Origin of the sequence: Zhengella sedimenti, from assembly GCF_046506625.1 — a bacterium.
Taxonomy (GTDB): Bacteria; Pseudomonadota; Alphaproteobacteria; order Rhizobiales; family Rhizobiaceae; genus Zhengella; species Zhengella sedimenti.
The window spans coordinates 128116-142219 of sequence record NZ_JBKFFP010000005.1 but is presented as its reverse complement, the minus strand read 5'-3'; the positions used below and the strand labels follow the sequence as shown (position 1 = coordinate 142219).

Genomic DNA, 14104 nt, shown 5'->3' with positions numbered 1-14104 from the left:
GCAGGCGGAATCCGCCGCCGGCCGGGCCAGCCGGCATTCTAGCTGTCATGCCTGCCTTCGGCGCACCTGCCATTGGTTTCCTGCTCCCGGATGCGACCAGCGAACTGCCATTCATGGTGCGCAACCTAACCGGCAAGCGGTTTCATCATCTTTAAGCAACTTACGTGAGCAACGAATGGAGACGCAGAAAACCGCGATTCCGGTGACAGGCTTAACGCCGCCTTAATCGAAGGCTGGCAGGATGGGGCATTGCGGCAAACCATGGCGTTCCGATGCAGGATTCGATCACCATCGTCACACGTTCTCCCCGTCTCGCGCCGGAGCGGATCGAGGCCGTGATCACGATCCCGACCTACAAGCGTCCGGACCACCTCCTCGCCACGCTGGAAACGCTGCGGTTGCAGGAGACGGACCGGGCCTTTGCCGTGATCGTCATGGAGAACGAGGCGGAGAAACGCGAGGGTGCGGCGGCGGCGGCACCCCTGTTTGACGCCGGCATCCTGCCGGGGCTCGTCATCATCGCCCATGAACGCGGCAATTGCTGTGCCTACAATGCGGGCTGGAAGACGGCTCTGGAGACCTTTCCCAATTTCCGGCACCTGCTCGTCATCGATGACGACGAACTGGCCGATCCCAACTGGCTGGAGCGGATGGTGCTGACGGCGGAGGCCCTGGACGCGGACCTGGTCGGCGGGCCGCAAATCCCGATGTTCGAGCGGCCCGACATGGAGCACTGGCGCAGCCATCCGGTGTTCCGGCCGCCCCATGCCGAGACCGGCCGCGTAGACGCCCTCTATTCGTCGGGCAACCTGCTGATCGCACGGGCGGTGCTGGAGGCGATGGATTATCCCTTCCTCGACCTGCGGTTCAATTTCATGGGCGGCGGCGACAGCGATTTCCTGAGCCGTGCCCGGCAAAAGGGTTTCCGCCAGGCCTGGTGCGCGGAGGCACCCGTGCGCGAAACCATTCCGTCAAGGCGCCTGCAAGCCGACTGGATCCGCGCGCGCAGCATCCGCAACGGCGTGATCTCCACGCTTGTCGAGCGAGGCAAACGGGCGCGCGAACCGTTCGGGCGCATCAAGGTGGTCGCCAGAAGCCTGGCGCTCCTGGCCGCTTCGCCGATTCGCGGACTGGCGGCGCTGGCGCGCACCGGCTCCGTATCGACCGGGCTTTACCCCGTCCTTGTCGGCATCGGACGCGTGATCGCGGAATTCGGCTATACGAATGAACAGTATCGCAACGCCGAGAAGAACTGAGCGAGGCAGGGCTGGCGCAGCGCTTTCCGGTGCGCGGCTGGCGACAGGCCTGGCCACGGTCATCTTCGTCATGCTGCTGGTCACCTTCAAGCCGCTCGATCCGGGCACCGGTCCCCAGGACGGAGGCGGCGACATCGTCAACCAGCTTGGCTACGGCTCGCTGGGGGCGCTGGCCATGCTGTGCCTGGCCCTCTTCGCCGATCCGCGCAGGCTGGTCGCGCTGGCCAGTCCGTGGTGGGCGCTGCTGCTGGGCTTTTTCGCGCTCTCCGTCCTGCGGGCAGACGATCCCGGCGCAGCGGCGCGGGCGGCTTCCTTCTCGATCATCATCATCCTGTCGCTTGCCGCCGCGCTGGCCCTGCCGCGCAGCTTCGACGGCCTTTCGACGATGATCAAGACCGCCGCGGCGATCATCCTCGTCCTGTCCTATGCCGGACTGGTGCTGATGCCGGAGGCGGCGATCCACGGCTCCGGCGGCTACGAGGCGCAACATGCGGGCTTCTGGCGCGGCATCTATTCGCACAAGAACATCGCCGGCCCGGTCATGGCCTGCCTCGCCTTCGCTGGCCTGTGGCTGTGGCGGCGCGGGGAGCGGAAGGCCGGCGCCGCGATCTTCCTGGCCGCCATGGTGTTCGTGATGAACACGGGCTCGAAGACGACCGCCGGACTGGTGCCCGCTGCCATGCTGTTGGTCATGCTGCCCAATCTTGTCGGCATGCGCCGGGCCGTGGTGCTGGCCTATGTGGTTTCCATCGTCACCTTCGGGCTGGCCACGCTCGGCATCGTCTATATCGACACGTTGAAGGACCTGGCGGCAGAACTGGCCCCGGACCTCACCTATACGGGCCGCACGACGCTGTGGGCCTTCGGTGGCGAAATGATCATGAAGAAGCCGTGGACCGGCTACGGCTATGTCAGCTTCTGGGGCACGGATTTCATCGCCAACCAGGATTTGCACTTCGATGCCGACTGGGATTTCCGCGGCATCGTGCACGGGCACAACGGCTACATGGATACAGCCATCGCCATGGGTCTGCCGGCACTGGCGGCGGCGGTCATCGTGTTCAACATCGCGCCGCTGTTCGACTACATGCGCGTGCCGCGGCTGAAAGACAGCGTCTTCTTCGCCGATTTCCTGATGATGATCCTGCTGTTCACCACGCTGAACGCCTTCGTGGAGACGTTCTTCTTCCACCGGGCCGATCCCGTCTGGGTCCTGCTGGTCCTGGCCACGCTCGGCCTGCGCATGACGTCGCGCGTGACGCTTCCGTCGCACGGCTGACGCCTGCCGTGATTGCAAAGCCGGCTCCGGTTTGCCAAGAAGACCGGCAACGGCAAGGCAAAGGAGGACACCATGCGCGTGATCATGGCCGGGTGCGGCAATATGGGTTTTGCAATGCTGAAAGCCTGGATCGCGGGCGGTGTCCTGGCTCCGTCCGACTGCATGGTGGTGGAACCGGCGGACGCCTTGCGCGCGCGGGCGGCCGAACAGGGTGTGAGCGTATATGCCGAGGCATCCGCCATCCCGGACGGCGCCGCAGCCGATGTGGTGGTGCTCGCGGTCAAGCCGCAGGTGATGGGCGATGCCGCGCCGGCCTATCGCCGGTTCGCCGATGCCGGGGCCGCCATCCTCTCCATCGCCGCCGGCACGAGGATCGCAACCCTGCAGTCCCTGGTGGGCGAGGAGGCCGCCATCGTGCGCTGCATGCCCAACACGCCCGCCGCCATCGGCGCGGGCATGATGGTGACGTTCGCCAATGACCGGGTGACGCCGCAGGCGATGGAGGCTGTCAACATGCTCCTGGCGCAAAACGGTGCTGTCACATCCATCCCGTCGGAAGACCTGATGGACGCGGTGACAGCCGTTTCCGGCTCGGGCCCCGCCTATGTCTTCCATTTCATCGAGGCTCTGACGGCGGCAGGCGAAAAGGCCGGGCTGCCCGCCGAGACGGCCGGCCTTCTGGCCCGCCAGACCGTTTTGGGCGCCGCCCGGCTGGCCTTCGAAAGCGGCGAGGCGCCGGGCACGCTGCGCGAACAGGTGACAAGCCCGAACGGCACGACGGCGGCGGCGCTGGCTGTGCTGATGGGTGACAACCGCCTGAAAACGCTCGTGGAAGAGGCTGTCGAAGCAGCCCGCGACCGGTCGGCCGAACTGGGCTCGTGAATTCCCGCCAGCGAATGGGACGTGACAAGCGCTCGGAATCGTCATAGGTTCGGCGCGCTCACGGTCGAATGACCGGTCTGTCTGGCGGGAGAGAGTTTCTCCGCGAATGGGGAAGCCGCCGAAGGGGAAATCGCCCGAAATCTCTCAGGCAAAAGAACCGCGGACAGGTCAAGGCGCTCTGGAAAGTCAGGTTTCTCCCTGTGAGGAGAGGCTTGCGCCGACGGTGTAAGCGGTGCGGACAGGGTTCCCGCGGCGCGAATCTCTCAGGCTTCCGACAGAGGGGCGGTCCTTGCCTTCCTCCCGAAGGCGGACCACGATTTCTGTCGTGAAGGAGCTGCCCGTGGGCGAATGCGATGACCTGAATACCCTCCCCCTGCATGATCTCCATGCCGAGGCAGGCGCCAAGTTCGGTGCCTTTGCCGGCTGGTCCATGCCCCTGAGCTATCCCCTGGGCGTGCTGCAGGAGCACCTGCATGTGCGCGAGAAGGCCGGCCTCTTCGACATTTCCCACATGCGGCTCGTGCTGGTGGAAGGCGCCGGCGCGGCATCGGCGATCGCGCGGGCCTGCCCGCTGCAGCCCGGCGCCATGGCCGGCGGGCAGAGCAAGTATACCTTCCTTCTCAACGACCGGGCCGGGATCATCGATGACCTGATCGTCACGCGTCTCGGGGACGAGCGGTTCATGGTGGTGGCGAACGCATCGCGCGCCGCGGTGGATCTCGCCCGCCTTCGCGAGGCGGCCGGTGCGTTCGACTGCACGGTCACGCCGCTCGACCGGGTGCTGCTGGCGCTGCAGGGCCCGATGGCCGCCGACGTGATGCGCGATGCCGGCGAGGCGATCGACGCTCTCACCTTCATGTCGGGCACCGAACCCCGGCCCGGCTGGTTCCTGACGCGTTCGGGCTATACCGGCGAGGACGGCTTCGAGATCGCCATGCCGCCCGATGAGGCGCGCGCCTTTGCCAGCCGCCTGGCCGGTGACGAGCGCGTGGCCTGGATCGGGCTTGCGGCGCGCGACAGCCTGCGGCTGGAAGCCGGGCTGTGCCTCTATGGCCAGGACCTCGACGAGGACACCGACCCGGTGAGCGCGGGCCTGCTCTGGGCAATCCCGAAGGACCTGCGCGCAGGCGGGGACCATTTCGGCGCCGACGCACTGGCCCGCATCATTGCCGAAGGCGCCAGGCGCAAGCGCGTGGGTCTTGTCCCGGAGGGCCGCCAGCCTGTTCGCGCCGGCGCGCCGCTCAAGGATGAAGACGGCCAGGCCATCGGCACGGTCACGTCCGGCGGGTTCGGTCCGTCGGCCGGCCATCCCGTCTCCATGGGCTATGTGCCGAAAGACCTTTCACGACCGGGCACGGCCCTGACGGCGGAGGTGCGCGGCAAGCCCGTCGCCATGACCGTCGTCAAGCTTCCCTTCATTCAGAAACGCAGCACCCAGGGATGAACTCCATGAGCAAGACCTATTTCACCGAAGACCATGAATGGATCCGCGTCGAGAACGGCGTGGCGACGGTCGGCATCACCAACCACGCGCAGGAACAGCTTGGCGATCTCGTCTTCGTGGAACTGCCGGAGACCGGCAAGACCGTGTCGAAGGGCGATGCCGCGGTGGTCGTCGAATCCGTCAAGGCGGCGTCCGATGTCTATGCGCCGGCCGATGGCGAGATCACCGAAGTGAACGATGCGCTGTCCTCGCAGCCGGAACTCGTCAACAGCGCGGCTGAAGGCGATGGCTGGCTGTGGAAGATGAAACTCGCCGACGAAAGCCAACTGGACGGACTGATGGACGCCGACGCCTATCAGGCCATGATCGGCTGAAGGAGCACCCATGACCGCTGCAGCCCCCTTTGTGCGCCGCCATGTCGGGCTTTCCGAAACGGACCTGCGCGCCATGCTTTCAAAGATCGGCGTTCCGTCGCTGGAGACACTGATCGCCGAGAGCGTCCCCGCCTCCATCCGGCTCGGCCGGGCGCTCGACCTGCCACCGGCGGCGAGCGAGCAGGAAGCGCTCAGCGAACTGTTCGCCATGATGACGCGCAATACCCTTGCCAGGAGCTTCATCGGCCAGGGCTATCACGGCTGCCACGTGCCGCCGGTCATCCAGCGCAACCTGTTTGAAAACCCCGCCTGGTATACCGCCTACACGCCCTACCAGGCCGAGATCAGCCAGGGCCGGCTGGAAATGCTGTTCCATTTCCAGACCCTGGTGGCCGAACTGACCGGCCTGCCGGTGGCTTCCGCCTCGCTGCTGGACGAAGGCACCGCGGTGGCCGAGGCCGTGGGCGTGGCCTACCGGCATCACCGCGAGAAGCGCTCGCATGTGGCGCTGGCCGGCAGCCTGCACCCGCAGACCATGGACGTGGTGCTGACGCGCGGCCAGGCGCTGGGCCTGACGGTTTCGGAGACGGTGGACGAGACGACGGCCGCACTGCTCGTTGCCTGGCCTGACACGAACGGCGTGTACGGCGACCATTCCGCGCTGATCGCCAAGGCAAAGGAAGTGGGTGCGCTGGTCGTCGCGGTGGCCGACCCGCTGGCGCTGACGCTGCTGGAGGCGCCCGCCGGCTGGGGCGCGGACATCGCGGTGGGCTCCATGCAGCGCTATGGCGTGCCCATGGGCCATGGCGGGCCGCACGCGGCCTACATGGCGGTGACGGACAATCTGACACGGCTGCTGCCGGGCCGTCTCGTCGGCGAATCCGTCGATGCGAAGGGCCGCCCCGGCTACCGGCTGGCATTGCAGACGCGCGAGCAGCACATCCGGCGCGAAAAGGCGACCTCAAACATCTGCACGGCACAGGCGCTGCTGGCCAACATGGCGGCTGCCTATGCCATCTGGCACGGGCCGGAGGGGCTGCGCGCCATCGCGGCACGTGTGCACGAGAAGGCCGCGCGCTTCGCCCGTGCGCTTGCCGATCACGGGCTGAGGCTTGCCGGAGAGCGGTTCTTCGACACCGTCACCGTCAGCGTGCCCGGCAAGGCCGAGGCGATTGCGGCGGATGCGGAAGCGGACGGCCGGCTTTTGCGCGTCATCGACGCCGACACGGTGTCCGTGGCCTTCGACGAGACCAGCACGGATGACGACGTGACCGGCCTTGCCCGGCTGTTCGGCGCGAAGCTGCCGGACGTGGCGGCCAGCGCCCTGCCCGCGCCGCGCGAGGCCAAGGGCTTCCTGACCCAGCCGGTCTTCCATGAGAACCGGTCGGAAACGGAGATGATGCGTCTTCTTCGCAAGCTGGCCGACAAGGACCTGGCGCTGGACCGGGCGATGATTCCGCTCGGCTCCTGCACCATGAAGCTGAATGCGGCGGCAGAGATGGCGCCGGTCAGCTGGGCGCAGGTGGCCAACATCCATCCCTTCGCGCCGCAAGCCCATGCGCCGGGTTACCGCGCCATGTTCGACGACCTGGAAAAATGGCTGGGAGAGATCACCGGTTTCGATGCCGTCTCGCTTCAGCCCAATGCGGGCAGCCAGGGCGAGTATGCCGGGTTGCTGGCGATCCGCCGCTTTCACGAGGCGCGCGGCGACAGTAACCGGACGATCTGCCTCATCCCCTCCTCCGCCCATGGCACGAACCCGGCGAGCGCGCACATGGCGGGCCTCGACGTGGTGGTGGTCAAGTGCACGGAGAGCGGCGACGTCGACGTGGACGACCTCAAGGCCAAGGCCGCGCAGCATGGCGACCGGCTGGCGGCCCTGATGGTCACCTATCCCTCGACCCACGGCGTGTTCGAGGAAGCGATCACGGAAATCTGCGAGATCGTCCATGCCCATGGCGGGCAGGTCTATCTCGACGGGGCCAATCTCAACGCCATGGTGGGACTGGCGCGGCCGGGCGACATCGGCGCCGATGTCTGCCATATGAACCTGCACAAGACCTTCTGCATTCCGCATGGCGGCGGCGGACCGGGTGTCGGGCCCATCGGCGTCAAGGCGCATCTGGCGCCCTATCTGCCGGGCCACGTCACGCAGGGCAGCGACCATGCGGTGGCATCCGCCGCGTTCGGCAGCGCGTCCATCCTGCCGATCACCTGGATGTATATCCGGATGATGGGCGCGGACGGGCTGAAGCGGGCGACCGAGGTGGCGATCCTGTCGGCCAACTACATTGCCCGGCGGCTCGAAGGCGCCTATCCGGTGCTCTACAAGGGCCGCAAGGGCCGCGTGGCGCATGAGTGCATTCTCGACACGCGCGTGCTCAAGGACAGTGCCGGCATTTCCGTGGAAGACATCGCCAAGCGGCTGATCGACTACGGCTTCCACGCGCCCACCATGTCCTGGCCGGTGGCGGGAACGCTGATGGTGGAACCGACGGAGTCCGAGCCGAAGCGGGAAATCGACCGGTTCTGCGATGCCATGCTGGCCATCGCTACCGAGGCGAAGAAGGTGGAGGACGGCACCTGGCCGAAGGATGACAATCCGCTTGTCAATGCGCCCCACACCGCCGAGGACCTGCTCGCCGGCGACTGGACGCATCCCTACAGCCGGGCGGAAGCGGCCATGCCGGACGGCGCATCGCCGGCCTCGAAATACTGGCCGCCGGTGGCGCGCATCGACAATGTGCATGGCGACCGAAACCTGGTCTGCACCTGCCCGCCCGTCGAGGCGCTGGCCGTCAACGGATGACCCGGCGAAGGGGCCGGCTTTCTCAGGCCGGCTCCTTCAGCTTCTCGATGGCCTGGCCGAGCCCGGCGAGGCTGTCGATCACCCCGTCGCAAGGGATGTCCTCCACGGGGATGTTGGTATAGCCGCCGCGAACCAGCAGGCAGGCCATGCCGGCGGCGCGCGCGGCGCCGGCATCGGCCGGACTGTCGCCCACCATGAGGCAGCGCGAGGCGTGAAAGCCCGCCTCTTGCGCCGCGTGAAGCAGCATGTCCGGCGCCGGCTTCCTTTCCGGGCCGGTATCGCCGCCGACGACGACGGGCACCAGGTCAGAAAAGCCGAAGTGGTCGAGGATGGCGCGGGTGAAGCCTTCCGGCTTGTTGGTGACGACCCCCAGTTTCACCCCGGCGCGGTGATAGGCCTTCACGATTGTCTCGGCGCCGGGCATCAACGTGGTGCGGTCGGTCACCTGGCGGCCATAGGTTTCCATCATGGTTTCGGTTCGGGCATCGAGTGCCGCATCCTCCAGCGCGACGCCACGCGCGGCGAAGGCGCGTTCCACCAGCTTGCGCACGCCATTGCCGATCATGGCGCGCACCTCGTCCAGCGTCAGGGGTGCGTGACCCTCCAGCGCCAGCACCTCGTTGACGGAGGCGGCGAGATCGGGCGCGGAATCGACGAGTGTGCCGTCGAGATCGAAGAAGATGGCCTGCGGCCAGCCGCAGCGGTCTCCGGTCTGAGCGAACATCCGGCTCATGCGGCGTCCTTCCACTTGATCGAACAGCCCATGGAGGCGATCTGGTCGCGCGGGCCCTGGCCGGTTTCGGCCACCTGTTTCATGGCCTCGTAGAGGTCGCGGCGAATGTCGGCCGGCGCGGTTTCCTTGCGCGAAGCATCGAGACGGCCGCGATATTGCAGTTCCATGTCCTTGTTGAAGCCGAAGAAATCGGGCGTGCAGACCGCGTCCCATGCGCGCGCGACCTCTTGTGTCCCGTCATGCAGATAGGGGAAAGGCAGATCGTGAGCGGCGGCAAAGCGCTTCATGTTGTCGAAACTGTCGGCCGGATAGGCCGTGGCATCGTTGGAACAGATGGCGACGAAGCCGACGCCGAGATCCTGCAAGTCGCGGGCATCGCGGGCGATGCGGTCGATCACCGCCAGCACGTAGGGGCAATGGTTGCAGATGAAGGCGACGACAAGACCATTGGGACCTGTCTCGCCGAGAATGGAACGGGTCTTTCCGTCCACGCCCGGCAGGGTGGCGTCTACCGGCTTCCAGCCGAAGTCGCAGACGGGAGGAATGGCTGCCATGGGAAAACTCCGATGGTTTGCTGTTTCGATCAGGCCGCCGCCCGCGTGCCATTGGCGGCGGCGCGGATGGCCCGGATGTTTTCGCCATAGATGGCCGGATTGTCCACCGACCCGCCCCGGAATACCGCCGACCCGGCGACCAGCACATCTGCTCCCGCCTCCGCCACCAGAGGCGCTGTCGCCGGATCGACGCCGCCATCGACCTGCACATGGATGGGCCGGTCACCGATCATGGCGCGCAGCGCGCGGATCTTGGCCGTCATGTCGATGAATTTCTGGCCGCCGAAACCCGGATTGACCGTCATCACCAGGACGAGGTCGGCGAGGTCCAGCAGATGCGTGACTGCCTCGGCCGACGTACCCGGATTGAGCGCAACACCGGCCTTCATGCCCGCCGCGCGGATGGCCTGCAGCGTGCGGTGGATGTGCGGCCCCGCTTCGAGATGAGCGGTCAGCACATCCGCGCCGGCTTCGGCATAGGCCTCTATCCAGGGATCGACCGGCGCGATCATCAGGTGCACGTCCATGACGGTTTTTACATGGGGTCGGAAGGCCTTCACCGCCGGTGGGCCGAAGGTCAGGTTCGGCACGTAATGGCCGTCCATCACGTCGACATGGACCCAGTCGGCGCCTTGTGACTCGATGGCGCGAATCTCGCGGCCGAAATCGGCGAAATCGGCGGACAGGATGGAGGGCGCTATCTTGATCGCGCGGTCGAATGTCATCGGCATGGTCTCCTATTCAGCAGCCGCGCGCGGGGCGCGGTCGGCATCCAGCCCGCCGGAAAAGACGCGGCTTGCCCGGATGTCGGTCGCGGTGATGGTGCTGAGCGCCTCAGCATCGAGCGGACCGTCCGCGCTTTCGAACAGGCGGTTGGCCTGGCGCAGGCGGGCGCGGTCCAGCGCGTTGCGGATGGAACGGGCATTGGCGAAATGCGGCTGGGCGCGGCGCAGCGCGATATATTCGGCCATGGCCTGTTCGGCCGCCGCGTCGAAACGGTAGTTCTGCGCCTCCAGCATGGTTCTCGAAATGCGCAGGAGCTCCGCGTCCGAATAGTCGGGAAACTCGATGTGATGGGCGATGCGGGACCGGAAACCGGGATTGGCCGAGAAGAAGCGGTCCATGCGGTCGGCATAGCCGGCCATGATGACGACGAGGTCGTCGCGGTTGTTCTCCATGACCTGGAGCAGGATCTCGATGGCCTCCTGGCCATAGTCGCGCTCGTTGTCGGGCTTGTAGAGGTAATAGGCCTCGTCGATGAAAAGCACACCGCCCATGGCCTTCTTGAGCACTTCCTTGGTCTTGGGCGCCGTGTGGCCGATATATTGCCCGACGAGGTCGTCGCGGGTGACGGAAACGAGATGGCCCTTGCGGATATAGCCCAGGCGGTGCAGCAGGCCGGCCATCTTCAGCGCGACCGTGGTCTTGCCGGTGCCGGGATTGCCGGTGAAGCTCATGTGCAGGGTGGGCGTTTCGGTGGCAAGACCCATCTGGCGTCGGGCGCGGTCGACCAGCAGCAGGGCGGCGGTTTCGCGGATGCGCTGCTTGACCGGCTTCAGGCCGATCAGTTCGCGGTCCAGTTCGTCGAGAATTCCGGCCACGCCCGACGACTGGAATTCGGCCCTCAGGTCGATGGCCGAAGGCCGCTTTTCCTGCACCTCGCTAGCGGTCTGCTCGTCGCTCATGAAGCCTCGCCTCCTGGGGAAAACGTGTGGACAGGGTGTGGGAAAACCGTGGAAGGCGGGCGGCCGCGCCTAACATCGGGCCGCCCGCTTGTTGCCAGCGTCAGCCGGCTACGCGCCAGGAATAGGTCTGGCTGCGGCTGCGCACATCTGTGCGCACCATCTCGATTTCCGGCTCTTGCGCCGGCCGGTTGACGATGAAGGACATCATCACCGTCTCGAAGCCGCGCGTGTCATCAAAGGCATTGATGCGGATATACTTGTCGCCGTGCACCTTGCGGCACGCGTCCAGTTCCATCATCACGCCCTTGGCGTCCTTCAGGTCGAACATGGGATTGCCCCACATTTCCCAATAGGTGTTGCGCGGGTGCGGGTCGCCGGTGAACTCGATACCGATGGCCCATTCGCGCGACAGGCAATATTCGACCTGGGCGGCAACCTGGGTGTCGGTCAGGTCGGGCAGGAAGGAAAAGCATCCCTGGGTGATACGCATGTCGGTTCTCCCTCTGGTTCGTCAGATGGCCACGGACGGCGTCGGCACGAAGTCGGACGTGTCGGTGGACGTGTAGTTGAAGGTGATGTTGCCCCAGGTATCGAGCGCGGCTTCCAGCGGCTTGCACCACTTGGCGGCCTCGCGCAGGATTTCCGGGCCTTCATTGGCGATGTCGCGGCCCTCGTTGCGGGCAAGGACCATGGCTTCGAGCGCCACACGATTGGCCGTGGCGCCGGCCTGGATGCCCATCGGGTGGCCGATGGTGCCGCCGCCGAACTGAAGCACGACATCGTCGCCGAACAGGTCCAGCAACTGGTGCATCTGGCCGGCGTGAATGCCGCCGGAGGCCACCGGCATGACCTTTTTCAGGTCCGCCCAGTCCTGCTCGAAGAACAGGCCGCGCGGCAGGTCGATCCCGTTCCTCGTCTCGCGGCAGACATTGTAGTAGCCCTGCACCGTCAGCGGGTCGCCCTCCAGCTTGCCGACAGCGGTGCCGCAATGGAGGTGGTCGACGCCGGCAAGGCGCAGCCACTTGGCGATGACGCGGAAGGAAATGCCGTGGTTCTTCTGCCGCGTATAGGTGCCGTGGCCGGCGCGGTGCATGTGCAGGATCATGTCGTTCTGCCGGCACCATTCGGAGATGGACTGAATGGCTGTCCAGCCGACGATCAGGTCGACCATGACGATGACCGAGCCCAGTTCCTTGGCAAACTCGGCGCGGCGGTACATCTCCTCCATCGTGCCGGCGGTGATGTTGAGATAATGGCCCTTGATCTCGCCGGTCTCGGCCGAGGCCTTGTTGACCGCCTCCATGCAGTAGAGGAAGCGGTCGCGCCAATGCATGAAGGGCTGGGAATTGATGTTCTCGTCGTCCTTCATGAAATCGAGGCCGCCCTTCAGGCCCTCATAGACGACGCGGCCGTAATTCTTGCCCGACAGGCCCAGCTTGGGCTTGGTCGTGGCGCCGAGCAGCGGCTTGCCGAACTTGTCGAGGCGCTCGCGCTCGACGACGAGGCCGGTGGGAGGTCCGCGGAAGGTCTTCACATAGGCGACGGGGAAACGCATATCCTCGAGCCTTGCTGCCTTGAGCGGCTTGAAGGAGAAGACATTGCCGATGATCGAGGCCGTCAGGTTTGCGATGGAGCCTTCCTCGAAGAGGATCAGGTCATAGGCGACATAGGCGAAATACTGGCCTTCCTGGCCCGGCACAGGCTCCACGCGATAGGCCTTGGCGCGGTAGTTCTCGCAGGCGGTCAGGCGGTCGGTCCAGACCACGGTCCAGGTGGCGGTGGAGGATTCGCCGGCGACGGCGGCCGCCGCCTCGATCGGGTCCACGCCTTCCTGCGGCGTGATGCGGAACAGGGCGAGGACGTCGGTGTCCTTGGGCTCGTAGTCGCCGTCCCAATAGCCCATCTGCGCATATTTCAGCACACCGGCCTTGTAGCGTTCCTTGCCCTTGATCTCGGTCTTGGCGTCGATGGTCATGGCATTTCCTTTCGCTGGTCTCTCGGATGTCAGGCGGCGCGCGCCGTGGCGAATTGCGGGTCGAGGGCGCCGCTGGCATAGCGCCGCGCCATGTCGTCCATGTCGATCACCCTGATCTTGCTGGCGTGGCCAGCGGTGCCGAAGCGCTCGAAGCGGTCGAGGCAAAGCTTCTCCATTTCCTCCATGGCGGGGATGAGGAACTTGCGCGGGTCGAATTCCTTCGGCTTCGTCATGGCGACCTTGCGGAACTGGCCGGTGATCGCCATGCGGTTGTCGGTGTCGATATTGACCTTGCGCACGCCGGAACGGATGCCGCGCTCGATTTCCTCCACCGGCACGCCCCATGTCTGGGGCATGTCGCCGCCATTCTCGTTGATGAGGTCCTGCAGGTATTGCGGCACCGAGGACGACCCGTGCATGACGAGGTGGACATTCGGGATGCGGGCGTGGATCGCCTCGATCTGGCTGATGGCGAGAATGTCGCCGGTGGGCTGGCGGGAGAACTTGTAGGCGCCGTGCGACGTGCCGCAGGCAATCGCCAGCGCATCGACACGGGTGCGGGCGACGAAGTCGGCGGCCTGGTCCGGGTCGGTGAGCATGTCCTCGCGGGAAAGCTTGCCTTCGGCGCCCGACCCGTCCTCCTTGGCGGCCTCGCCGGTTTCCAGGTTGCCCAGCACGCCCAGTTCGCCCTCGACGGAAGCGCCGACCCAATGGGCCATCCGGGCCACGCGTTCGGTGATCGCGACGTTGTATTCATAGGAGGCAGGCGTCTTCATGTCCTCCTCCAGCGAGCCGTCCATCATCACGGAGGTGAAGCCGTGGCGGATGGCGGTCAGGCAGGTGGCTTCGTTGTTGCCATGGTCCTGGTGCATGCAGACCGGAATGTGCGGGTACATTTCGGTCAGCGCCTCGATCATGTGGCGCAGCATGATGTCGCCGGCATAGGAACGGGCGCCGCGCGAGGCCTGCAGGATGACCGGCGCATCGCAGCGGTCGGCCGCCTTCATGATGGCGAGGCCCTGTTCCATGTTGTTGATGTTGAAGGCGGGGACGCCGTAGCCGTATTCGGCGGCGTGGTCGAGAAGCTGGCGGAGCGTGATGCGGGCCATGATG

13 protein-coding genes and 1 riboswitch are annotated in these 14104 nt (G+C 66.0%); of the genes, 6 read left to right on the top strand and 7 right to left on the bottom strand.

Annotation, left to right across the window (positions count from 1 at the left end; all coding sequences use genetic code 11):
• Window positions 1-272: 272 nt before the first annotated feature.
• The 6 genes from ACLB6G_RS14630 (at window position 273) to gcvP (ending at window position 8044) form a co-directional block, all read left to right on the top strand.
• A complete protein-coding gene (locus ACLB6G_RS14630) occupies window positions 273-1256 on the top strand; it encodes a glycosyltransferase family 2 protein (RefSeq protein ID WP_410356936.1) in 984 nt (327 codons plus the stop codon).
• Window positions 1225-2535, top strand: coding sequence for an O-antigen ligase family protein (locus tag ACLB6G_RS14625; RefSeq protein ID WP_410356935.1), 1311 nt, complete (start codon window positions 1225-1227; stop codon window positions 2533-2535). Before ACLB6G_RS14630 ends, ACLB6G_RS14625 begins: the two co-directional genes overlap by 32 nt.
• 72 nt (window positions 2536-2607) lie before the next feature.
• Entirely contained in the window at window positions 2608-3417 is an 810-nt protein-coding gene (proC, locus tag ACLB6G_RS14620) for a pyrroline-5-carboxylate reductase (protein ID WP_410356934.1), read from the top strand.
• A 75-nt stretch (window positions 3418-3492) separates the two neighbouring features.
• Window positions 3493-3586: riboswitch (glycine riboswitch) on the top strand.
• 171 nt (window positions 3587-3757) lie between these two features.
• Window positions 3758-4861 carry a glycine cleavage system aminomethyltransferase GcvT gene (gene gcvT / locus ACLB6G_RS14615; protein WP_410356933.1) on the top strand — a complete coding sequence of 368 codons (1104 nt, stop codon included), beginning with the start codon at window positions 3758-3760 and terminating at the stop codon, window positions 4859-4861.
• A gap of 5 nt (window positions 4862-4866) precedes the next feature.
• Entirely contained in the window at window positions 4867-5235 is a 369-nt protein-coding gene (gcvH, locus tag ACLB6G_RS14610; protein WP_410356932.1) for a glycine cleavage system protein GcvH, read from the top strand.
• 10 nt (window positions 5236-5245) lie between these two features.
• Window positions 5246-8044, top strand: a complete 2799-nt coding sequence (gene gcvP, locus ACLB6G_RS14605) for an aminomethyl-transferring glycine dehydrogenase (protein WP_410356931.1) — start codon at window positions 5246-5248, stop codon at window positions 8042-8044.
• 22 nt (window positions 8045-8066) lie between these two features.
• Here gcvP and gph read toward each other — a convergent pair whose 3' ends face one another.
• The 7 genes from gph to fba form a co-directional block, all read right to left on the bottom strand.
• Complete coding sequence (gene gph, locus ACLB6G_RS14600) at window positions 8067-8777, bottom strand: phosphoglycolate phosphatase (RefSeq protein ID WP_410356930.1); 711 nt, start codon at window positions 8775-8777, stop codon at window positions 8067-8069.
• Window positions 8774-9331 (bottom strand): thioredoxin family protein, encoded by a 558-nt coding sequence (locus tag ACLB6G_RS14595; protein WP_410356929.1) that lies wholly within the window; start codon window positions 9329-9331, stop codon window positions 8774-8776. Before ACLB6G_RS14595 ends, gph begins: the two co-directional genes overlap by 4 nt.
• Window positions 9332-9360: 29 nt before the next feature.
• Window positions 9361-10056: a ribulose-phosphate 3-epimerase gene (gene rpe, locus ACLB6G_RS14590; protein ID WP_410356928.1), complete on the bottom strand. Its 696-nt coding sequence runs from the start codon at window positions 10054-10056 to the stop codon at window positions 9361-9363.
• Between the two features lie 12 nt (window positions 10057-10068).
• Window positions 10069-11016, bottom strand: coding sequence for a CbbX protein (cbbX, locus tag ACLB6G_RS14585; RefSeq protein WP_410356927.1), 948 nt, complete (start codon window positions 11014-11016; stop codon window positions 10069-10071).
• Window positions 11017-11116: 100 nt separating this feature from the next.
• Window positions 11117-11506 carry a ribulose bisphosphate carboxylase small subunit gene (locus ACLB6G_RS14580; RefSeq protein WP_410356926.1) on the bottom strand — a complete coding sequence of 130 codons (390 nt, stop codon included), beginning with the start codon at window positions 11504-11506 and terminating at the stop codon, window positions 11117-11119.
• Window positions 11507-11527: 21 nt separating this feature from the next.
• Entirely contained in the window at window positions 11528-12991 is a 1464-nt protein-coding gene (locus ACLB6G_RS14575; protein WP_410356925.1) for a form I ribulose bisphosphate carboxylase large subunit, read from the bottom strand.
• Between the two features lie 29 nt (window positions 12992-13020).
• Window positions 13021-14100 carry a class II fructose-bisphosphate aldolase gene (gene fba, locus ACLB6G_RS14570; protein WP_410356924.1) on the bottom strand — a complete coding sequence of 360 codons (1080 nt, stop codon included), beginning with the start codon at window positions 14098-14100 and terminating at the stop codon, window positions 13021-13023.
• Between the last annotated feature and the right edge of the window lie 4 nt (window positions 14101-14104).

Bases quoted from the DNA above. Each gene is read 5' to 3' on its own strand.
- ACLB6G_RS14575 (WP_410356925.1), bottom strand. From the start codon at position 12,991: ATGACCATCGACGCCAAGACCGAGATCAAGGGCAAGGAACGCTACAAG.
- ACLB6G_RS14595 (WP_410356929.1), bottom strand. From the start codon at position 9,331: ATGGCAGCCATTCCTCCCGTCTGCGACTTCGGCTGGAAGCCGGTAGAC.
- proC (WP_410356934.1), top strand. From the start codon at position 2,608: ATGCGCGTGATCATGGCCGGGTGCGGCAATATGGGTTTTGCAATGCTG.
- ACLB6G_RS14580 (WP_410356926.1), bottom strand. From the start codon at position 11,506: ATGCGTATCACCCAGGGATGCTTTTCCTTCCTGCCCGACCTGACCGAC.
- gcvP (WP_410356931.1), top strand. From the start codon at position 5,246: ATGACCGCTGCAGCCCCCTTTGTGCGCCGCCATGTCGGGCTTTCCGAA.
- ACLB6G_RS14630 (WP_410356936.1), top strand. From the start codon at position 273: ATGCAGGATTCGATCACCATCGTCACACGTTCTCCCCGTCTCGCGCCG.
- rpe (WP_410356928.1), bottom strand. From the start codon at position 10,056: ATGACATTCGACCGCGCGATCAAGATAGCGCCCTCCATCCTGTCCGCC.
- gcvH (WP_410356932.1), top strand. From the start codon at position 4,867: ATGAGCAAGACCTATTTCACCGAAGACCATGAATGGATCCGCGTCGAG.
- cbbX (WP_410356927.1), bottom strand. From the start codon at position 11,016: ATGAGCGACGAGCAGACCGCTAGCGAGGTGCAGGAAAAGCGGCCTTCG.
- ACLB6G_RS14625 (WP_410356935.1), top strand. From the start codon at position 1,225: ATGAACAGTATCGCAACGCCGAGAAGAACTGAGCGAGGCAGGGCTGGC.
- fba (WP_410356924.1), bottom strand. From the start codon at position 14,100: ATGGCCCGCATCACGCTCCGCCAGCTTCTCGACCACGCCGCCGAATAC.
- gph (WP_410356930.1), bottom strand. From the start codon at position 8,777: ATGAGCCGGATGTTCGCTCAGACCGGAGACCGCTGCGGCTGGCCGCAG.